Below are 20,683 nucleotides of genomic sequence, written 5' to 3'. Positions count from 1 at the left end.
GCCCGGTCGAATGGGGCATATGCCCCACGGTCCGGGCCCAAAGTGCAAGATCGACGCGCCGGGGGCGGCGCGCGGGAGGGGGCGCGTTACGGGCGGGTTAGGTCCCTGGCGAGGAGTTCGGCGATCTGGGCCGTGTTCAGGGCGGCGCCCTTGCGGAGGTTGTCGCCGGTCACGAAGAGGTCGAGGGCTCTCGGGTCGTCGACCGCGCGGCGGATGCGGCCCACCCAGGACGGGTCGGTGCCGACCGCGTCGATCGGCATCGGGAACTCCCCGGACGCCGGGTCGTCGACCAGGATCACGCCCGGCGCGTTGCGCAGCACCTCGCGGGCTTCCTCGGCGTCCACCTCGGTGGCGAAGACCGCGTGCACGGCGACCGAGTGACCGGTCACCACCGGCACCCGTACGCAGGTGGCGGAGACCTTGAGATCGGGCAGCCCGAGGATCTTGCGGGACTCGTTGCGGAGCTTCAACTCCTCCGACGACCAGCCGTCGTCTGCGAGCGAGCCCGCCCACGGTACGACGTTGAGCGCCAGCGGCGCCGGGAACGGACCCAGCTCGTCGCCGACGGCCTGGCGCACGTCACCGGCGCGGGAGCCGAGCGCCCGGTCCCCGGCGATCTTGCCGAGCTGCAGGTGCAGCGCGTCCACGCCGGCCTGCCCGGCCCCGGACACCGCCTGGTACGACGCGAGCACCAGCTCGCGCAGACCGTACGCGCGGTGCAGCGGGGCGATCGCCACGATCATGGCCAGCGTGGTGCAGTTGGCGTTGGCGATGATGCCCCGGGGCCGGTTGCGTACCTGGTCGGGGTTGATCTCGGGGACGACGAGCGGCACCTCGCGGTCCATCCGGAACGCGCCGGAGTTGTCGACGACCACCGCGCCGCGCGAGACAGCGACCGGGGCCCACTGCGCCGAGACGTCGTCCGGCACGTCGAACATGGCCACGTCGACGCCGTCGAGAGCGTCCGCGGTGAGGGCCTGGACGGTCAGCTCCTCGCCCCGGCACTGCACGCGCCGGCCGGCCGACCGCTCGGAGGCGAGCAGCCGGATCTCGCCCCACACGTTGCGCCGGGAGGAGAGGATCTGGCACATCACCGTACCGACGGCACCTGTCGCCCCGACCACGGCGAGGGTGGGCAGCGACGCCACGGCGCGTTACCGCCCAGTGCCGGCGTAGACGACGGCTTCGGTGTCACCACCCAGCTCGAAGGCGTCGTGGATGGCGCGGACCGCCTTGTCCAGGTCGGTGTCGCGGCAGACCACGGAGACCCGGATCTCCGAGGTGGAGATCATCTCGATGTTGACGCCGGCCGCGCCGAGGGCGGCGAAGAAGCCGGCGGCCACGCCCGGGTGCGAGCGCATGCCGGCGCCGATCAGGCTGACCTTGCCGACGTGGTCGTCGTAGAGCAGGCCCTTGAACTTGACCGTCTCCTGGATCTTGCTGAGCGCGGTCATCGCGGTCGGGCCGTCCGCCTTGGGCAGCGTGAACGAGATGTCGGTGCGGCCGGTGCCCTCGGTGGACACGTTCTGCACGATCATGTCGATGTTGATCTCCGCGCCGGCGACCGTGTCGAAGATGCGCGCGGCGGCGCCCGGCTCGTCGGGCACGCCGACGATCGTGATCTTCGCTTCGCTGCGGTCGTGGGCGACCCCGGTGATCAGTGCCTGTTCCACAGGAAGGTCCTCCATCGATCCGGTGACCATCGTGCCGGTGTTGGTCGAGTATGACGAACGGACGTGGATCGGCAAGCCCGCGCGCCGCGCGTACTCGACGCTGCGCAGATGCAGCACCTTCGCGCCGCAGGCGGCCAGCTCCAGCATCTCCTCGTAGGTGATCCGGGTGATGTGCCGGGCGTTCGGCACGATCCGCGGGTCGGCGGTGAAGATGCCGTCCACGTCGGTGTAGATCTCGCAGACGTCCGCCTCCAGCGCGGCGGCGAGCGCCACGGCGGTGGTGTCCGAGCCGCCCCGCCCGAGCGTGGTGACGTCCTTGGTGTCCTGCGAGACGCCCTGGAAGCCGGCGACGATGACCACCGCGCCCTCGTCCAGCGCGCCCTTGAGCCGCCCCGGGGTCACGTCGATGATCCGGGCCCGGCCGTGCACCGAGGTGGTGATCACGCCCGCCTGGGAACCGGTGAACGAGCGGGCCTCGTACCCCAGGTTGTGGATGGCCATGGCGAGCAGCGCCATGGAGATCCGCTCCCCGGCGGTGAGCAGCATGTCCAGCTCGCGGCCGGGCGGCAGCGGGCTGACCTGGTTGGCGAGGTCGAGCAGCTCGTCGGTGGTGTCGCCCATGGCGGACACCACCACGACCACGTCGTCGCCGGCCTTGCGCGCGGCCACGATGCGCTCGGCCACCCGCTTGATCCGCTCGGCGTTGGCGACGGAGGACCCGCCGTACTTCTGCACCACGAGTGCCACGACGGTGCACTCCCTCCCAGCGACGACCCTGAGCGTGCCGACGCCGCCGGGTTTCTCGGTCCGGCGGCGCGTGTCAGACCGCCTCAGCCTATCGGGCGGCCCGCGACGCCGGGTCGGGTGATCCCACCATCCGGCCCCGGCGTGGGGCGGCTCACCAGCCCGGGAGTACGCGACACGCCAAGCGGTACAGCCGTACGGTGGGCTGTCCGCGGCCGCCCGCACGACGCAGAATGAGCCGGTGCACGCTCATCGACGCGCGGCCCGCCGGGCGACCGGCGCGCTCGCGCTCATCCTGCCGACGCTGCTGGCCGCCTGTGTGAACGACCGGCCCGAAACGGCGCCCACCGGCTCCGCCGACCCGGTGCCGGTGCAGGTGGACGCCGCCCGCGACGAGCTGGCCGGGCTGGCCGCCGCCGCGCAGGACCGGCACCACACCGCCGCGTACTCCTTCACCCCGGCCGAAGGCGCTCCCCGCACGGTGGCGGTGACCAGCGCCAACGACGGCAGCTGGCGGGTCGACGTGCCCGGCTGGGGGCGGGACGGGACGGTGGACGTCTCGCTCGCCGCCACCTCCGACGGGCTGTTCCAGTGCGCGCTGCCCTCGGCCGGCTGGACGCAGGCGGCCAGCTGTGTCCGGCTCGGCGACGCCGACGACGCGGTGCCCCGCCGGCTCGACCCCCGGGTGCAGCACCCGTTCACCGACTGGCTGGAGGTGCTGACCGACAGGCGCGCGCCGCTCGCTGTCTCCCCCGCCGCGCCACTGCCCGGCGTCGCCGGCCGGTGCTACTCGGTCGACACGACCTCCGCCTCGCTGAACGCGCCATTGGACGTGGGCATCTACTGCTTCCGGGAGGACGGCACACCGGCGGCGGTCCGGGCCGGCTTCGGCACGCTGACGCTGACCGGCGAGCCCGGCGCCGCGCCGGGCACCGTCGAGCTGGCCGGCGCGGTGACCGACGGCGAGCCGGTGAGCCGGGACGCCCCGAGCCCGGGAGCGCCGTGACGCGTTCCGCTCAGCCGCCACGCGCGGCGCGGAGCAGCGCGGCACCGACCTCGGTGTTGCGGTAGAGCACGTGCCGCCCGGCGCGGGACCGGGTGACGAGACCGGCGGCGTGCAGCGCGGAGAGGTGCTGGGACACGTTCCCGGCGGACAGCCCGGTGAGCCGGGCGAGGTCCGTGGTGGTCGTCGCCGCGTCGAGCAGGTTCAGCAGGGCGGCCCGACCGCCGCCGACCACCCGGGCGAGCGCGTCGCCGGCCGGTTCAGGTCCGCGTTCCCACAGCGTCCCGACCGCCCGAACCGGGTACGCCGCGGCCGGCAACGAGTCCTCCAGCAGGTTCCACAGCACCCGCTGGCGGCTGAACACGCTCGGGTTCAACGCCAGCCCTCGCCCCCGCAGGTCGAAGTCCCGCTCGAACGGGTCGTCGCTGACCACCCGGTCGCCGAGCCACCGCAGGCCAGGGTGGAGCCGCTCGAACAGATTCCCCGTCCCGCCCTCGGCGAGCTGGGCCGCCCGGTACGCGACGTCGGCGTCGAGCACCGCTCGCATCCGCGGCCAGTCCGCGGCGATCGCCTCGTCGTACCAGACCCGCATCGCCTCGACGAGCGGCGGCAACAGCTCGGTCGGGTCGGCGAGCAACGCCCGCCCGAACGGGCGTAGTGGTCCGCTCGGCGTGGTCGCCAGCAGGTCCCGGACCACCACGTCGGGCGGCGTCGCGGCGATCTGGTCGAGCTGGCCGTCCATCTCCACCCCGGGGCGGGCCGCCGGGGTGAGGAAGTCGGGCAGCCAGCGGCGCGGCAGGGTGAGGTGCACCAGCGGAGCGACGCGCTCGGCCACCTCCGGGCGGCGCAGCGTCGCCCGGGCCCGGTCGATCCACTGCAGGTGCACCGGATAGCGGGCCGGATCGGCGAGCGCCCACAGGCTCATGACCGTCTCGTTGGCCGGCGACACACCGAACCGCACGCCCGCGACGTCGGCCAGCGTGAACCGCAACTCGGACATGCGCACCCCCCGATTCGCCTCAGCCTAAAAGGCTCGACCGGCACGTGGGGGGCACGATCTGCTCATCGGTCATGGGGGCCAGAGAGAGCATCCGCACCGCCGTCCGCGACGTCGTACCACCGGCCGGGCTGACCCGCGCCCTGGCCGTGCAGGCGATGGTCTACGCCGTCGGCACCGGCCTGTTCCAGGCGGGCAGCGCCGTGTTCTTCACCCGGGCGCTCGGGCTGAGTCCGGCCCAGGTGGGTCTCGGCCTCTCCCTCGCCGCCGGCGCGTCCCTGCTCGGCACCGTGCCGCTGGGCGGGCTCACCGACCGGTACGGGCCGCAGCGGGTGTGGATCGTCTGCCTGTTGCTGGACGCGGCGCTGTTCGCGGCGTACCCGTTCGTCGGCGGCTTCGCCGGGTTCCTCGCGGTGGTGATCGCGCTGGCCGTGACGGGCGCGGCGACCGGCGTGGCCCGCCAGGTCTACTCGATCAACGTGCTGCGCCCGGAGGAACGGGTCACCGCCATGGCCTACCAGCGCTCCTCGCTGAACGTCGGCTTCGGGATCGGCGCGCTGATCAGCGGCCTGGTGCTGGCCGTCGACACGATCTGGGCGTACCGCCTGATGGTCTGGTTCATCGCCGTGGTCTTCCTGGTGACCGCCGGTTTCGTCCGCCGGCTGCCCCGGCTGCCGGAGGTGACCCGCACGGCCGAGCCGATGAGCCGGCTGGCGGTGCTGCGGGACCGGCCGTTCATGACCGTCGCGCTGCTCTCCGGGCTGCTCACCGCGCACCAGACGCTCTACCTGACGGTGATGCCGCTGTGGATCCTCACCCACACCGACGCGCCGAAGACGATCATCGCCGGGCTGGTGCTGCTCAACACCGTGCTGATCGTGCTGTTCCAGGTACGCGCCAGCCGGGGCGCGGACGACGCGCCGGGCGCGGCCCGGGCGTCCCGTCGGGGCGCGGTTTTGATCGCCCTGTTCTGCCTGGTCCTGCCGATTTCCGGCGCGACCCGGGGAGCGCTCACCGTGGTCGCGCTGGTGGCCGCCGCGACACTGCTCATCCTGGCGGAGCTGATCGAGTCGGCGGGCGCCTGGGGACTCACCGCCACGCTGCCACCCGCCGCCCAGCGCGGCGCGTACGTCGGCGCGTTCGGGCTCGGCTCCCAGTTGCAGTTCCTGATCGCTCCGGCCGGGCTGACCGCGCTCGGCGTGAGCACCGGCGGCTGGGGCTGGTACCCGGCCGCGGCGATCTTCATCCTCGTCGGACTGGCGATCGTGCCCGCGGTGACCCGGGCGGAACGGACACCTCGGCTACCGGACGTGGCGAAGCCCTCCGGCTCCGTGACTCTGGTCCCATAGTCCGGACCAGCCTTCCCACCGCACGTCCCACCACGTAGGGTGACCTTGTCATGTGGCGCGCGTACCTTCTCCTTGGCTGCCGCGACGAGGCCTGACCGGCCGGCACCTCGTCGCGGAGTCGCTACGCGCCGTCCAGCACATCCGATCTTCTTCTCGGCACCGCCGCGCACCGTCGCCCGGCATTCCGCCGACACCTTTCCGATCTGCTGACGCCACATGTTCCAGGGAGCACTCCGAGATGGCTCAACCTGTCACCGCCACCGATCCGTTCGCCAGCCAGCGCCCCAGCCGGATGCCGGTCCACCGCTACGTCCCGTACGACAGGGAGTTCGGCGTCGACCTGCCGGACCGCTCCTGGCCCACCCGCCGCGTCGAGGCCGCGCCCCGCTGGTGCGCAGTCGACCTCCGCGACGGCAACCAGGCGCTGATCGACCCGATGTCGCCCGAGCGCAAGCGGCGGATGTTCCAGCTCCTGGTGCAGATGGGCTACAAGGAGATCGAGGTCGGCTTCCCGTCGGCCAGCCAGACCGACTACGACTTCGTACGGCAGCTGATCGAGCAGGACCTGATCCCGGAGGACGTCACCATCCAGGTGCTGACCCAGTGCCGGGAGCACCTGATCGAGCGGACCTTCGAGTCGCTGCGCGGCGCCCGCCGGGCCATCGTGCACTTCTACAACTCCACCTCGACGCTGCAGCGCCGGGTGGTCTTCGGCCTGGACCGCGACGGCATCACCGACATCGCCACCCAGGGCGCGCGGCTGTGCCAGAAGTACGCGGAGATCCACACCCCCGACACCGACATCCACTACGAGTACTCGCCGGAGTCGTACACGGGCACCGAGCTGGAGTACGCGCTGGAGGTCTGCTCGGCGGTGATCGACGTGATCGACCCGACGCCGGACCGGAAGCTGATCATCAACCTGCCGGCCACGGTCGAGATGGCCATGCCGAACGTCTACGCCGACTCGATCGAGTGGATGCACCGGCGCCTGCCCCGGCGGGACAGCCTGGTGCTGAGCCTGCACCCGCACAACGACCGGGGCACCGGCGTGGCCGCCGCCGAGCTGGGCCTGCTGGCCGGCGCGGACCGGATCGAGGGCTGCCTGTTCGGCAACGGTGAGCGCACCGGCAACGTCGACCTGGTGACGCTGGGCCTGAACATGTTCTCCCAGGGCATCGACCCGATGATCGACTTCTCGAACATCGACGAGATCAAGCGCGCCGTCGAGTACTGCAACCAGCTGCCGGTGCACGAGCGCCACCCGTACGCGGGCGACCTGGTCTACACCGCGTTCTCCGGCTCCCACCAGGACGCGATCAACAAGGGCTTCGCCGCGCTGAACGCCGACGCGGCGGCGGCCGGGGTGCCGGTCGACGACTTCACCTGGGCGGTCCCCTACCTGCCGATCGACCCGAAGGACCTGGGCCGCACCTACGAGGCGGTCATCCGGGTCAACTCGCAGTCCGGCAAGGGCGGCGTCGCGTACATCATGAAGACCGAGCACCAGCTCGACCTGCCGCGCCGCCTCCAGATCGAGTTCTCCGGCGTGGTGCAGCAGGTCACCGACCACGACGGCGGCGAGGTCGAGCCGGGCGCCATGTGGGAGATCTTCGCCCGCAACTACCTGGTCGACCACCAGGTCGACCCGGCCGTGAAGCTGGCCGAGTACACCATCGGCACCGTCGACGGCAAGGTCGAGATCGACGCCCGCGTCGGCTTCGGCGGGGAGACCCGCGCGCTCACCTCCGTCGGTAACGGCCCGATCGACGCGTACGTCAACGCGCTGCAGTCCCTGGGCGTGGCGGTACGGGTGCTCGACTACCACGAGCACGCGCTGTCCTCCGGTGGGGACGCGCAGGCCGCCGCGTACGTGGAGTGCGAGGTGGACGGCCGTACGGTGTGGGGCGTCGGGGTGGACGCGAACATCGTCACCGCCTCGATCAAGGCGGTCACGAGCGCGGTGAACCGCACCCGCGCCTGAGGTGTAAGGAAGGGCCCCTTCTTAACGCATTCTGCATAGGAGGGGGCCCTTCTTAACGCTTCCGCCCGGGGCGGTGGATCAGCACGGCGGCTAGCACCGCGCCGGCGAGCAGCAGCCCCGCGCACCACGCCAACGCCCCCCGGTACGCGCCTGCCAGCGCGCCCTTCTGCTCGTACCCGGTGCCGGACAGCCCGACCAGCAGCGGCAGCGCGGCCACCGCGAGCAGGCCGCCGGCCCGGGAGGCGGCGTTGTTGAAGCCGCTCGCCACCCCGGCGAACCGGTCCGAGACCGCGCCGAGCACCGACGTGGTCAGCGGCGCGACCACGAGCGTGAGCCCGGCGCCGAACAGCGCCACGCCCGGCAGCACGTCCACCCAGTACGACGCACCAGGCCCGACCCGGCGCAGCAGCAGCAGACCCACGGCGGCGATCACCGGGCCGACGGTGAGCGGCAGCCGGGGTCCGATGCGGGCCGACAGCGCGCCCGCGCGCGGCGAGCCGACCAGCAGCAGCACCGTCATCGGCACTGTGGCCAGGCCGGTGAGCAGCGCCGACCAGCCGACCACGTTCTGCAGGTAGACGGCGAGGAAGAAGGTGAACCCGCCGAGCGCGGCGTACACCACGACGGTGAAGACGTTCAGCACGGAGAACAGCCGGCTGGAGAACAGCCCGGTGGGCAGCATCGCGGTGTCGCCGCGCCGCCGCTCGACCAGCACGAACACCACCACGGCGACCACCCCGAGCACTGCCGCGACCAGCACCGCCGGGGAGGCGCCGCGCGCCGGGGCGTCGATCAGCGCGTACGTGACTCCGCCGAGCGCGAGCGCGCCGAGCAGCGCACCGGCCACGTCGAACCGCCGCCCCTCTCCGGTACGAGACGCCGCCTCGTCGCGGCTCTCCGGCACCCAGCGCAGCGCGGCGAACACCACGCCCACGGCCAACGGCAGGTTGACGAAGAAGATCCACCGCCAGGAGAGCGTGTCGATGAGCCAGCCGCCGAGCAGCGGGCCGAGCGCTGTGGACACGCCGGACAGTCCGGACCAGGTGCCGATGGCCCGGCCCCTGTCGTCCGGGTGGAAGCTGGCCTGGAGCACCGACAGCGACCCGGGGGTGAGCAGCGCCCCGCCGGCGCCCTGGAGGAACCGGGCGGCGATGAGCCAGCCGGTGTCCTGGGCGAGCCCGCAGAGCACCGACGCCACCGCGAACCAGACCACGCCGAGCAGGAATATGCGCCGCCGCCCGAACCGGTCCCCGAGCGCGCCGCCGAGCAGCACGAACGCGGCAAGCATGAGCAGGTAGCCGTTCACGGTCCACTGCAGACCGGCGACGGTGGCGTCCAGCTCCGCGCCGAGGCGCGGCAGCGCGACGTTGACGACAGTGCTGTCGAGGAACACCATGCCGGAGGCGAGGATCGCGGCGAGCAGCGTGCCGCGTCCGGCGGCGGAGCCGGTACGCAGCGCGGGAGCGGGTGCGGGTGCGGTCACGTCTCACCACTCTGCCCGCCGCCCATCCTCGACGCCACGAATCGCAGAAACCGTCGCCGGGTACTGTGCGGACTCGCCCGGAGCACGCAAGCTGGAGAGGTGTCGTCTGTGCGTACGAGATCAGGAGCCCGAGCCGGGCTGGCGGCCGCGCTGAGCGCGGTGCTCGCCCTCGGCGTGGCCGGCTGCGAGGTGTCGGTCACCGAGCCGGAGGCGCCGCCGAGCGCCGCCGGGAACGTCAACAAGCAGCTCGGTGAGCTGACAGTGGCCACCGCCGGGTCGATGAAGGGCTACAGCCGTTCCCGCTTCCCGCACTGGCGGGGCACCGGCAAGAACTGCGACGTACGCGACAGCGTGCTGCAGCGCGACGGCGAGGACATCAAGCTGTCCGGCTGCAACGTGGTGGGTGGCCGGTGGGAGAGCGTCTACGACGGGGTGGTGCTGACCGATCCGTCGGGCGTGGACATCGACCACACGGTGCCGCTGGCCGCCGCGTGGCGGTCGGGCGCGGACGAGTGGGACGACTCGAAGCGCGGCGACTTCGCCAACGACCTGACCCGGCCGCAGCTCATCGCGGTTTCGGCGCGGTCCAACCGGGCAAAGGGTGACCAGGATCCGTCCCAGTGGAAGCCGCCGAACCGGTCGTCCTGGTGTCAGTACGCGGCGGACTGGGTGACGGTCAAGCACTACTGGCGGCTGACTGTGACAAGTGCCGAGAAGGCCGCTCTCACCGACATGCTGGAGGGCTGCACATGGGCGAGCAAACCGTGACCGGGCCGGACGCCACACCGGCCCCGGCGGGCACGCCGGAGACAGACGCCGCACCCGCCGGTCCGGCCTCGGCCGGGATGACGGCGGACGGCCGGCAGCCGGAGTCGGCGGACGTCGCCGGGGCGGGCATGACCGCCGACGCGGTGCCGGGGGCGCCGGCCGGGGGCGCGCCGGCCGGACCGGCGGACCGGACCACCGACATCGTCCCCGGTCCGGGCGGGGTCATGACCGACGAGGTGGGCGTGGTGACCGGCGAGCTGACGCTGCGCACCGAGCACGCCGACGGCCGGGTGACGCTGCGGGTGCAGTACAAGGACGCCGACGAGTGGTACGCGGTCACCGGCGGTTCCGCGCCGCTGGCCGACCCGGCGGCGCTGGACGCCGTGCACACGATCGCGGTGGGGCTGCTCAACCGCCCCGAGGGCTGACCGACAGACAAAGGCGCGTCCCCACCCGGCCCGGTGGGGACGCGCCTTTGTCTGATCAGACGTACGAGCCGGGCTCGCTGGGCGCGGAGACCACGCCCGGCTCCTCACCCTCGCCCTCCGGCCGGGTGATCTTCGCGGTCACCTCGTGCGGGCGCAGCTCACCGGCGGCGATCTGCTCGGCCCAGTGGCAGGCCACCCGGCTGGCGCCGATCTGGCGCAGCTCCGGCCGCTCGTCGGCGCAGCGGGTCGGCTGCGCCCACGGGCAGCGGGTGTGGAACCGGCAACCCGACGGCGGGTTGGCCGGCGACGGCAGGTCCCCGGCGAGCAGGATGCGCTCGCGCCGGTCCTCCACGTCCGGGTCCGGCACCGGCACCGCCGACATCAGCGCCCGGGTGTACGGGTGCAGCGGCTCGGTGTAGAGCCGGTCGCTCGGCGCCTCCTCGACCAGCGCGCCCAGGTACATCACGCCGACGATGTCAGAGATGTGCCGCACCACCGCCAGGTCGTGCGCGATGACCAGGTAGGTCAGGCCGAGGCTGTCCTGGAGTTCGTCCAGCAGGTTCACCACCTGCGCCTGGATCGACACGTCGAGCGCGGAGACCGGCTCGTCGGCGACGATCAGCTCCGGGCCGAGGACGAGCGCGCGGGCGATGCCGATGCGCTGACGCTGGCCGCCGGAGAACTCGTGCGGGTAGCGGGACAGCGCCCACTTGGGCAGTCCCACCGCGTCCAGCGTCTCACCGATGATCCGCCGCCGGTCGTTGCGGTCGGTGCCGATGCCGTGGGTCTGGAGGCCCTCGGTGAGGATCGACTCGACGTTCTGCCGGGGGTCCAGGCTGGACATCGGGTCCTGGAAGATCATCTGCATCCGGCGGCGCATCGTCCGCAGCTTGCCGGCCGGCAGCGTGGTCAGCTCGACGCCGTCGAACTGCACCTCGCCGGCGGTCGGCGGGGTGAGCTGCAGCAGCGCCCGGCCGAGCGTGGACTTGCCGCAGCCCGACTCGCCCACCAGCCCGTACGTCTTGCCGCGCGGGATGCTCAGGTCGACCCCGTCGACGGCTTTGACGTGCCCGACGGTCCGGTCGAAGAGCACGCCCCGCCGGATCGGGAAGTGCACCTTCAGGTCGCGGACCTCGACGAGGATGTCGTTGTCGCTCATGGGGTCTCCTCCTCGCGCGGCGCCGGTCCGAAACCGGGCGCCGCGGGCGGGTCGGCCGGCTCGGCCTGGGCCGGCACCGTACCCGGCTCGGCGGTCGTCGGCGCGGTGGCCCGGACCTCCGCCTCCGGGGTCAGGCCGGGGATCGGCACCGGGTTGACGCAGCGGTAGCTGCGCGCGTCGTGGGTGAGCACCAGCTCCGGCGGCTCGCCCACACACTCGTCGACACGGCGGGCGCAGCGCGGGGCGAACGCGCAGCCGTCCGGCCAGGGCAGCACGTCGCGCACCGAGCCGGGGATGGGGTTGAGCCGTTCGCCACGGCCGGCGTCCAGGCGGGGCACCGAAGCGAGCAACCCCTCGGTGTACGGGTGCCGGGGCTGGCGGAAGAGCGGACGGCGGGTGGCCGTCTCCACCACCCGGCCGGCGTAGAGCACGTTGATGGTGTCGCACATGCCGGCCACCACGCCGAGGTCGTGGGTGATCATCACCAGCGCGGTGCCGGAGTCGCGGACCAGGTCCTTCAGCAACTCCAGGATCTGCGCCTGGATGGTGACGTCGAGCGCGGTGGTCGGCTCGTCGGCGATCAGCAGCCGGGGCTGGCAGGCGACCGCCATGGCGATCAGCGCCCGCTGCCGCATGCCGCCGGAGAGCTGGTGCGGGTACTCCTTGAGCCGGCGGCGCGGGTCCGGGATGCCCACCCGGTCGAGCAGCTCGGCGGCCTCCTTGGCGGCCGCCTCGCCCTTCATCCCCCGGTGGCGGGTCAGCACCTCGGTCACCTGCAGCCCGATCGGGATGACCGGGTTCAGCGAGGAGAGCGGATCCTGGAAGATCATCGCCACGTCCCGGCCGCGAATGTCGCGGCGGGACCTGTCGTCGAGCTGGAGCAGGTCGGTGCCGTCGAAGACCGCCTTGCCGCCGACCCGCAGGCCCGGCTGCTTGGGCAGCAGCCCCATGATCGCCAGCGACGTGACGCTCTTGCCGCAGCCGGACTCGCCGACCAGGCCGACCACCTCGCCGGTGTCGACCGAGAAGGACACCCCGTCCACCGCGCGCACGGTGCGCTGCCCACGCCGGGCGAACGTGACGGAGAGGTCGTCCACTTCGAGCAGTGCCATGAGAGAGACCTACTTCCGCAACTTCGGGTCGAGGGCCTCGCGCATCGCCTCGCCGAGCAGGGTGAAGCCGAGCGCGGTGATGATGATGCCGAGCGCCGGGTAGATCGCCAGGCCCGGCCGGATGCCCAGGTACGGCTGCGCGTCGGCGAGCATGACGCCCCACTCCGGGATGGCCGAGTCGGGGTTGCCGAGGCCGAGGAAGGAGAGCGCGGCGGCCTCGATGATCGCGGTCGCCAGCGTCAGCGTGGCCTGGACGATGACCGGGGCGATCGAGTTCGGCACCACGTGGGTGAGGGCGATCTTCGACCGCTTCACGCCGAGCGCCGTCGCCGCCAGCACGTAGTCGCTGTTGGACTGGGCGATCATCGAGCCGCGCAGCAGCCGGGCGAAGATCGGCACGGAGACCACACCGACGGCGATCATCACGGTGGTGAGGCTGGCGCCGAGCAGCGCCGCGATGCTCACCGCGAGCAGCAGGCTCGGCATGGCCAGCAGCATGTCGATGAAGCGCATCAGGGTGCTGTCGATCCAGCGGCCCCAGCGTCCGCCCAGCCCGGCCGCCGCGCCGGCGACGCCGCCGATCAGCGCGCCGACCGCGAGACCGATCAGGGTGGAGACCACGCCGACGAGCAGCGTCTGCCGGGCCCCGACGACCAGCCGGCTGAACTCGTCCCGGCCCTGGTGGTCGAAGCCCAGCCAGTGGTCGGCGGAGGCGCCCGGGATGATGCCCTGGCCGGATTTGACCAGCCCTTCCCGGATGCCGATCGAGTCCGTCGGGCTGTACGGGACGAAGAACGGCCCGATCACCGCGACCAGGACGAAGACGGCCAGGATGACGACGCCGATGATGGCCGCCGGGTTGCGCCGCAGGCGGCGGAACGCCTCCTTCCAGAGGCTCACCCCCTGCTCGTCCTCGCGGGCGGACAGTTCGGCGAGCCGGTCGATCTTCTCGCGCTTCTTGCCTCCGGTGATGGTCATCGCACCCTCACCCTCGGGTCGATCACGCTGTAGGAGAGGTCGACCAGGAGATTCACCAGCACGTACACCACCGCAATGATCATGATGAAGCCCATCAGCACCGGATAGTCGCGCTGGCTGATCGACTCGGCGACGAACGCGCCGATGCCGCTGAAGGCGAACACGGTCTCGGTGAGCACCGCGCCGGAGAGCAGGAGACCGGTCTGCAGACCGATCGAGGTGGCCACCGGCAGCATCGCGTTACGCAGCACGTGCCGGCGACGGACGGTCCGCTCGGTCAGGCCCTTGGCCTCGGCGGTCCGGACGAAGTCCTCGTTGAGCACCTCCAGGACGCTGGCCCGGGTGATCCGGACGATGATCGCGAGCGGGATGCTCGCCAGCGCGATGCCCGGCAGCACGAGGTGCCAGAGCGCGTCGGCGGCGGCGTCCCACTCGCGGGTCATGATCCCGTCGAGGACGAAGAAGTTGGTGACCCGGGTCGCCCCGATGGTCGGGTCCTGCCGGCCACTGGAGGGGAACCAGCCCAGGTTCTCGGCGAAGATCGCCTTGAGCACGTACGCCAGGAAGAAGACCGGGATGCAGATGCCGATGAGCGATCCGCCGACCGAGGCGTGGTCGAGGAACCGGCCGCGGCGGCGGGCGGCGAGGTAGCCGAGCGGGATCCCGATGCCGACCGCGAGGATCATGGCCATGACGGTCAGCTCGACGGTGCCGGGGAACCGCTCCAGGAACTCCGTGGTGACGGCCCGCTTCGTGCCGGTCGACGTGCCCAGGTCGAGCCGGATCATCCGCCGCAGGAAACGGGCGTACTGAACCAGGATCGGCTCGTCGAGACCGAGGTTGCGCCGGATCGCGGCGCGGGACTCGGGCGTGCCCCGTTCACCGAGGATCGCGGTCTCGGGACCGCCGGGAAGTCGGCGGAGCCAGATGAACAGCAAAACGGAGAGCCCGAACAGCGTGGGTATCAGCTGTAGCAGGCGTCTGACGATGAACCGGAACACGGGCGCCTCGGAGGGTGTGCGGAGGGGTGCGGGCGGGCGCTGTGGTCACAGCGCCCGCCCGCGTACGGTGCGTTCAGATCACTTGAACTCTGCGCTCGAGTACCGCTCGTCGGTGAGCGGGCTCGCCTTGACCCCGGTCACGTCCTTGCCGAACACGATCGCCGGCGGGGAGTGCGAGATCGGCACACCCGGCAGGAAGTCCATGATCGTCTTGTTCAGCGCCTTGTACTTCTCCGTCCGGGCCGCCACGTCGGCGGTGGTGTCGGCGTCCTTGAACTGCGCGAAGAGCGCGGGGTTGTTGAAGCCCCACTCGTCCTTCTGGCGGTCGAAGAAGGTGCCGATGAAGTTGTACGCGTCGCCGTAGTCACCGGTCCAGCCGAGGAAGTGCAGGTCGTGCTTGTTGCCGGAGGTGGTGGCGTTCAGGTAGTCCGGGCTCCACTTGAGCGGGATCGCCTGGACGTTGATGCCGACCGCCTTGAGGTCCGCCGAGAGCAGCTCGAAGATGTCCTTCGGGTTCGGCATGTACGGCCGGGTGACCTCGGTCGGGTAGTGGAACCGCAGCGTCAGGTTCGACGCGCCCGCCTCGGCCAGCAGAGCCTTGGCCTTGGCCGGGTCGTAGTCGTACTTGGTGACGTCGCCGTTCCAGCCCTCGACCGTGTCCGGGAAGAAGTTCATCGCGACCTTGGCGCCCGGGGGGAGCTTCGAGTCGACCAGGGCCTGCCGGTTCAGCGCGTGCGCGATGGCCTGCCGGACCTTCAGGTCGGCCAGCTTCGGGTTCCCCTTCTGGTTGATCGCCAGGTAGAGGATGTTGAAGGCGGGCCGGGTGAGGACGTTGAAGCCCTCCTTCTTCAGCGGCTCCACGTCCGCCGGGCCGACGAGGTCGTAGCCCTGGATGTCACCCGAGCGGAGCGCCTGCTTGCGGGCGTTCTCGTCCGAGATCGTCTTGAAGATGATGGTCTTCAGCTTGGCCTTTTCGCCGTGGTAGTCGTCGTTGCGCTCGATGGTGAGCGTCTTGTTCGCGATGTCCCACGCCTTGAACTTGAACGGGCCGGTGCCGGTCGGGTGCTCCATCGCGTACGCCGGGTACTTGATGTCCTCGGCGGTGCCGGTCACGTTGCTGGCGTCGTACTGCTCCATCGCCTTGGGGCTCTGCATCGAGAACGACGGCAGCATCAGCGCGGCCGGGATCTTGCTGGAGACCCGCGTGAACGTGAGGTCCACAGTGGTGGCGTCCTTGGCGGTGCAGGACTTGAAGAGGCTCGGCCCCAGCTCCGGGTCCTCGTTCTTGGCGAACCCGCCCATGACGTCCTGCCAGTACGCGGTCACGTCCGGGCTCTGCATGAGGCCCTTGGCGTTGTACCAGCGGTCGAAGTTGGCGCAGACGGCCTCGGCGTTGAAGTCGGTGCCGTCGTGGAACTTCACGCCCGAGCGGAGCTTGAAGGTCCAGGTGGTGCCCGCCGCGTCCGGCGTCCAGGACTCCGCGAGGCCCGGCGTCACCTTGGTGCCGCCCTCCTCCGGACGGACCAGCGTCTCGAAGACCTGGCGCGCCACGCGCAGCGACTCACCGTCGCTGGCGAAGCTGGGGTCGAGCACCTTCGGGTCTCCGGCGACGCCGAAGACGAGGGTGTCCTTCTTGCTATTTCCTCCGGAGCCGCTCTCACGGTCGCTCTCGGCGCAGCCTGCAACCGCGAGGGCCGCGACCGCGACGGCCGCGATTGCGACCTTCGGCCTGGATGCACGCATGGTGCTTCACCTCGTCCTTGGGGGTACGGACAACGTGGTGACAGGGTCACCGATGTGCGCAGACCTTAGCCCTCGGGTGGACGGCGCGGAAACGGGCGGGGGGCGGGTTGGTATCGAATCGTGTCTGTTCTGGATCGAGGCATTCGATTCGAAGGAGAACACTGCCTAGCGCCGAATTTTCGTCGGTTTGAAGGCCGAATTTATTACGTCGATCCGGTCCCGGACGCACGTTCGTGTCAGATCGGCGCGCGCCGGGTTCCAGCCCGCGAACACGTCCGGCGGGCACCCCGCAGGGCACCCGCCGGTAGCGACGCGGCACAACTCAGACGGCTCGGCGCCCCTCGAACGCGCGGCCCAGCGTGATCTCGTCGGCGTACTCCAGATCGCCGCCGACCGGCAACCCACTCGCCAGCCGGGTCACCGCGATCCCCATCGGCTTGACCATCAGCGCCAGATAGGTGGCGGTCGCCTCGCCCTCGGTGTTCGGGTCGGTGGCCAGGATCAGCTCACGTACCGAACCACTGCCGAGGCGCGTCATCAGCTCACGGATCCGCAGGTTGTCCGGACCGATGCCCTCCAGCGGATTGATCGCGCCACCGAGCACGTGGTAGCGCCCGCGGAACTCCCCGGTCCGCTCGATCGCCACCACGTCCTTGGGCTCCTCGACCACGCAGAGCACCTCGTCGGTACGCCGGGGATCGCGGCAGATCCGGCACTGCTCCGACTCGGCCACGTTGTAGCAGGTCGTGCAGAACCGGACCAGGTCCTTGACCTTGCGCAGCGCGCCGGCCAGCCGGTTCACGTCGGCCGGATCCGCCGACAGCACATGGAACGCGATCCGCTGGGCGCTCTTCGGGCCCACGCCCGGCAGCCGGCCCAGCTCGTCGATCAGATCCTGGATGGCACCCTCGTACATCTGCCGGCTCAGAACCCGGGCAGGCCGAGGCCGCCCATGCCGCCCGCGACCGGGCCCATCTTCTTCTCGGTCAGCTCGCGGGCCGCCTCGGCGGCGTTGTGCACGGCCGCGACCACCAGGTCCTCGAGCGTCTCGACGTCCTCCGGGTCGACCGCCTTCGGGTCGATCTTGATCGCCTTCAGCTCACCGGTGCCGGCGACGGTGGCGGTGACCAGGCCACCGCCGGCGGTGCCGGTCAGCTCCGCCTCGGCCAGCTCGGCCTGGGCCTTGGCGATCTGCTGCTGCATCTTCTGCGCCTGCTTCAGCATCTGCTGCATGTTCGGCTGTCCACCTGGGCGCACGGACCGCTCCTTCTTCCACTCGTCTGCTCGGCCGCGCCCAGCCTAGTCGGGCCACGGCGCAGCTCCTTCTCGGTCGGCGCGCGCTCAGCGCGCGTCCACCTCGTCGATCTTCTCGGCCCCGAACGTCTCACGCAGCAGCTGAACCGCCTGCTCCTCGCTCGACTGCCGGGCCGTCCGCTCGTCGATCACGTCGTCGAGCGGCTCGTCGCCCGGGTCGAACCCCTCGTAGGCCGGCGCCGCGGCGGGCGCCCGCCCACCCCGCACCGGGCCGTCGAAGTCCGGGTCGTAGGGCGGCTCGCCCGCCCACTCGGCGTCGGCCGTCTTCCGCGCCGGCTGCGCCGCGCGCGACCCCTTGCCGGGACCACCGCCCGCAGCAGCCGCCGCCGCTGCGGCACGCGCCGCCGCGATCGCGCTGTTCTTCGGCCCGCCGCCCCCCGGCCTCGCGCCACCGGCCGGCGCCGTCGGGGGTGCGGCAGGCTTGGGTACGGCGACAGGGGCGGTAGCGGTCGCCGTGCCCCCGCCCGGACGTGCCGCCGCCGGCCAGTCCTCCGCGTCGCCGGCGCTCGCGGCCGAGGCGGCAGCGGTCGCCGCGCCACCGGGCCGCACCGGCTCCGGCCAGTCGTCCTCGTCGGCCTGCCCGGCCGCTCCCTGACTGCCGAGGGTTCGGTTGCCCGTGGCACCGGTCGAGCCGGACACCGGCTGTCCCGGGGCGTCGCCGAGACCGGCGGATGCCGGACGACCGGCAGCACCGGAGTCAGGACGGCCCGGTCCGGCGTCCGTCGAGCCAGGACGGCTCGCGTCGGGTGTGGTCGAGTGGGAGAAGTCGCCCGAGCTGCCGGAATCGGAGCGCGCCTGAGCATTGGCCGCCACTCCGGGGGCCGGGCGACCGGGTGGGGTGTCGGACGCCGGAGCCGTCGGAGCGGACGCCGGGCGGCCCGGGACGCTGTCGGACGGTGCGCGGTCGGGCGTGCTGTCGGTCTGCGCTCGTGCCGCGCCGGACGGGCGGGACGGGCCGCCGAGCGATGCGGCGCCGCGCTCGCCCGCCACCTCGCAGCGGATCTGCCAGCGACCGCCGAACTCCTCGTAGAGCGCGTCGGTCAGCACGGCCGCGTGGTCGGCCATCATCTTCGCCAGCACCGTCGACTTCACGGTCAGTACGAGCGTGTCGCCGTCCAGGTCGCGCACCACCGCGTCCCGCATCAGCGCGGCGATCCGCTTGTTGCTCCGGTTCACCTTGCCTACTACCTCGGGCCAGACCCGGCGCACGGCCACCGCGTCGAGCGCCCCCGGATTCGCCGCGCCGGGGCGGGGCGGCTCGGGCGTGGCGGGGTCGGGCATCACCGCAGACGGCGGCACCGGACGTCGGGCGGGGGCCTGGCCGGAAGTCGTCGGGCCGGCAGTTGACCGCTCGGAGGCCGACGCGGAGAACCCGGCGTCCGTGCCGGGGTGAGTTCCGGCAGCCGCTGTCGCCTCGGTCGTCGACGAGCCGGAATCGGCAGCGGCCGGGCCGGCGTCGGCAGCCGCACCGGCCGGGGCGGGACGGGAGCCGGTAGCCCCGACGGCAGAGCCCGGGCGGGAACCGGGCGCGGCGCCGCGGGAACCGGCAGCGGCGGCTGCGGCGGCACGTGCGGCGGCGGCACCGGTCGGGGCACCGGGAGCCGCCGGCGTGCCGGCGGTGTCCGGGTGGACCGCGGCGGCAGCCGCGCCCGGGGCGGGAGCCGCCGGGCGTACCTCAGGGGTCTGGGTGGGATGCGCGGACGGCGACGGCTCGACGCCGCCCAGCGTCAGCCGGCGTTCCATCCGCTCCAGGCGCTGGAGCAGGCCGCCGGACGAGTCGTCCGCGCCGGGCAGCAGCATCCGGGCGCAGATCAGCTCCAGCAGCAGCCGGGGCGCTGTCGTGCCGCGCATCTCGACCAGGCCGTTGTGCACGATGTCCGCGCAGCGGGACAGCGTGGCCGGGCCGAGACGCTGCGCCTGGGCGGCCATCCGCTCGATCTGGTCGGCCGGGCCGTCGATGAGGCCCTTGGCGGCGGCATCCGGCACCTGCTGGAGCACGATCAGGTCGCGGAGGCGTTCCAGCAGGTCGGAGGCGAAGCGGCGCGGGTCGTGGCCGGCCTCGGCGACCCGGTCGACAGTCGCGTACGCGGCGGCGCCGTCACCGGCGGCGAGCGCGTCGCACATCTCGTCGATCAGCGCCGAGTCGGTGACGCCGAGCAGCGCGGCGGCCCGGGCGTAGCCGACACCCTCCGGGCCGGCGCCGGCGATGAGCTGGTCGAGTACGGAGAGGCTGTCCCGGGCGCTGCCGCCACCGGCGCGGACCACCAGCGGGAATACAGCCGGATCGACAGTGACGCCCTCGGCCTCGCAGAGCTGCTCAAGGTAGGGACGGAGCACCTTCGGCGGGATCAGCCGGAACGGGTAGTGGTGGGTCCGCGACTTGATCGTGCCGAGGACCTTCTCCGGTTCGGTGGTGGCGAAGATGAACTTGACGTACTCCGGGGGCTCCTCGACCAGCTTCAGCAACGCGTTGAAGCCGGCCGACGAGACCATGTGCGCCTCGTCGATGACGTAGATCTTGAAGCGGCTGCGGGCCGGCGCGAAGAACGCCTTCTCCCGCAGCTCACGGGCGTCGTCGACACCACCGTGGCTGGCCGCGTCGATCTCGATCACGTCGATCGAGCCGGCACCGTCGGTCGCGAGCGAACGGCAGGACTCGCACTGCCCGCACGGCTCGGGCGTGGGGCCCTGCTCACAGTTGAGCGAGCGGGCCAGGATCCGGGCGCTGGAGGTCTTGCCGCAGCCCCGGGGGCCGGAGAAGAGGTACGCGTGGTTCAGCCGGCCGCTGCGCAGCGCCTGCGACAACGGCTCGGTGACGTGATCCTGGCCGATGATCTCGGCGAACGTCCGCGGCCGGTACTTGCGGTAAAGGGCCAGTGCCACCCGTCCCGCCTCCTCTCGACCGAGCCATTCTGCGCCGGTCGGCCCCGGGTGACCACCCACCACC

At 72.1% G+C, this 20,683-nt stretch carries 17 protein-coding genes; 5 read left to right on the top strand and 12 right to left on the bottom strand.

Translation table 11 applies throughout. The features are described 5' to 3' along the window. Positions 1-86 precede the first annotated feature (86 nt). Positions 87-1,148, bottom strand: coding sequence for an aspartate-semialdehyde dehydrogenase (locus O7542_RS27295; protein ID WP_281605396.1), 1,062 nt, complete (start codon positions 1,146-1,148; stop codon positions 87-89). Between the two features lie 6 nt (positions 1,149-1,154). Next, positions 1,155-2,420 carry an aspartate kinase gene (locus O7542_RS27290; RefSeq protein ID WP_030502103.1) on the bottom strand — a complete coding sequence of 422 codons (1,266 nt, stop codon included), beginning with the start codon at positions 2,418-2,420 and terminating at the stop codon, positions 1,155-1,157. Positions 2,421-2,658: 238 nt separating this feature from the next. Between O7542_RS27290 and O7542_RS27285 the strand changes: the two genes are divergently transcribed. Further along, positions 2,659-3,423, top strand: a complete 765-nt coding sequence (locus O7542_RS27285) for a hypothetical protein (RefSeq protein WP_281605395.1) — start codon at positions 2,659-2,661, stop codon at positions 3,421-3,423. 10 nt (positions 3,424-3,433) lie between these two features. On the opposite strand, the gene O7542_RS27280 is transcribed toward O7542_RS27285, so the two are convergent. Then, positions 3,434-4,420, bottom strand: a complete 987-nt coding sequence (locus O7542_RS27280; RefSeq protein ID WP_281605394.1) for a DUF5937 family protein — start codon at positions 4,418-4,420, stop codon at positions 3,434-3,436. Positions 4,421-4,491: 71 nt separating this feature from the next. On the opposite strand from O7542_RS27280, the gene O7542_RS27275 reads away from it, so the two are divergent. Beyond that, positions 4,492-5,766 (top strand): MFS transporter, encoded by a 1,275-nt coding sequence (locus O7542_RS27275; RefSeq protein ID WP_113973602.1) that lies wholly within the window; start codon positions 4,492-4,494, stop codon positions 5,764-5,766. Between the two features lie 238 nt (positions 5,767-6,004). Continuing rightward, positions 6,005-7,750: a 2-isopropylmalate synthase gene (gene leuA, locus O7542_RS27270; RefSeq protein ID WP_113973603.1), complete on the top strand. Its 1,746-nt coding sequence runs from the start codon at positions 6,005-6,007 to the stop codon at positions 7,748-7,750. 52 nt (positions 7,751-7,802) lie between these two features. On the opposite strand, the gene O7542_RS27265 is transcribed toward leuA, so the two are convergent. Then, positions 7,803-9,233 carry an MFS transporter gene (locus O7542_RS27265; RefSeq protein ID WP_187693157.1) on the bottom strand — a complete coding sequence of 477 codons (1,431 nt, stop codon included), beginning with the start codon at positions 9,231-9,233 and terminating at the stop codon, positions 7,803-7,805. Between the two features lie 108 nt (positions 9,234-9,341). Here O7542_RS27265 and O7542_RS27260 point away from each other — a divergent pair, with 108 nt between their 5' ends. Then, positions 9,342-10,001, top strand: a complete 660-nt coding sequence (locus tag O7542_RS27260) for an HNH endonuclease family protein (RefSeq protein WP_069089554.1) — start codon at positions 9,342-9,344, stop codon at positions 9,999-10,001. Further along, a complete protein-coding gene (locus O7542_RS27255; protein ID WP_069089553.1) occupies positions 9,983-10,429 on the top strand; it encodes a hypothetical protein in 447 nt (148 codons plus the stop codon). The genes O7542_RS27260 and O7542_RS27255 overlap by 19 nt, the downstream gene beginning before the upstream one ends. Positions 10,430-10,484: 55 nt before the next feature. Here the strand turns inward: O7542_RS27255 and O7542_RS27250 are convergent, their stop codons facing one another. From O7542_RS27250 to O7542_RS27215, 8 genes are all read right to left on the bottom strand, one after another. After that, positions 10,485-11,588, bottom strand: coding sequence for an oligopeptide/dipeptide ABC transporter ATP-binding protein (locus O7542_RS27250; RefSeq protein ID WP_104114937.1), 1,104 nt, complete (start codon positions 11,586-11,588; stop codon positions 10,485-10,487). Continuing rightward, positions 11,585-12,700 (bottom strand): ABC transporter ATP-binding protein, encoded by a 1,116-nt coding sequence (locus O7542_RS27245; protein WP_281605393.1) that lies wholly within the window; start codon positions 12,698-12,700, stop codon positions 11,585-11,587. The genes O7542_RS27250 and O7542_RS27245 overlap by 4 nt, the downstream gene beginning before the upstream one ends. A gap of 9 nt (positions 12,701-12,709) precedes the next feature. Then, complete coding sequence (locus O7542_RS27240; RefSeq protein WP_069089550.1) at positions 12,710-13,678, bottom strand: ABC transporter permease; 969 nt, start codon at positions 13,676-13,678, stop codon at positions 12,710-12,712. Beyond that, on the bottom strand, positions 13,675-14,679 hold the full coding sequence (locus tag O7542_RS27235; RefSeq protein WP_069089549.1) for an ABC transporter permease: 1,005 nt from the start codon (positions 14,677-14,679) through the stop codon (positions 13,675-13,677). The genes O7542_RS27240 and O7542_RS27235 overlap by 4 nt, the downstream gene beginning before the upstream one ends. A gap of 78 nt (positions 14,680-14,757) precedes the next feature. After that, positions 14,758-16,422: an ABC transporter substrate-binding protein gene (locus O7542_RS27230; RefSeq protein ID WP_069089883.1), complete on the bottom strand. Its 1,665-nt coding sequence runs from the start codon at positions 16,420-16,422 to the stop codon at positions 14,758-14,760. Positions 16,423-16,744: 322 nt separating this feature from the next. After that, positions 16,745-17,338 (bottom strand): recombination mediator RecR, encoded by a 594-nt coding sequence (gene recR / locus O7542_RS27225; RefSeq protein WP_069088852.1) that lies wholly within the window; start codon positions 17,336-17,338, stop codon positions 16,745-16,747. A gap of 8 nt (positions 17,339-17,346) precedes the next feature. Beyond that, the gene (locus tag O7542_RS27220) at positions 17,347-17,655 is read right to left on the bottom strand and encodes a YbaB/EbfC family nucleoid-associated protein (RefSeq protein WP_030502117.1); all 309 of its coding nucleotides are present in this window, start codon (positions 17,653-17,655) and stop codon (positions 17,347-17,349) included. Positions 17,656-17,763: 108 nt separating this feature from the next. Then, on the bottom strand, positions 17,764-20,619 hold the full coding sequence (locus O7542_RS27215; RefSeq protein ID WP_281605392.1) for a DNA polymerase III subunit gamma and tau: 2,856 nt from the start codon (positions 20,617-20,619) through the stop codon (positions 17,764-17,766). Between the last annotated feature and the right edge of the window lie 64 nt (positions 20,620-20,683).

The sequence above is a fragment of the Micromonospora sp. WMMC264 genome, assembly GCF_027497275.1.
GTDB lineage: Bacteria > Actinomycetota > Actinomycetes > Mycobacteriales > Micromonosporaceae > Micromonospora > Micromonospora chalcea.
The sequence above is the reverse complement of the archived record's forward strand: the minus strand, read 5'-3'. Positions and strand labels throughout refer to the sequence as shown.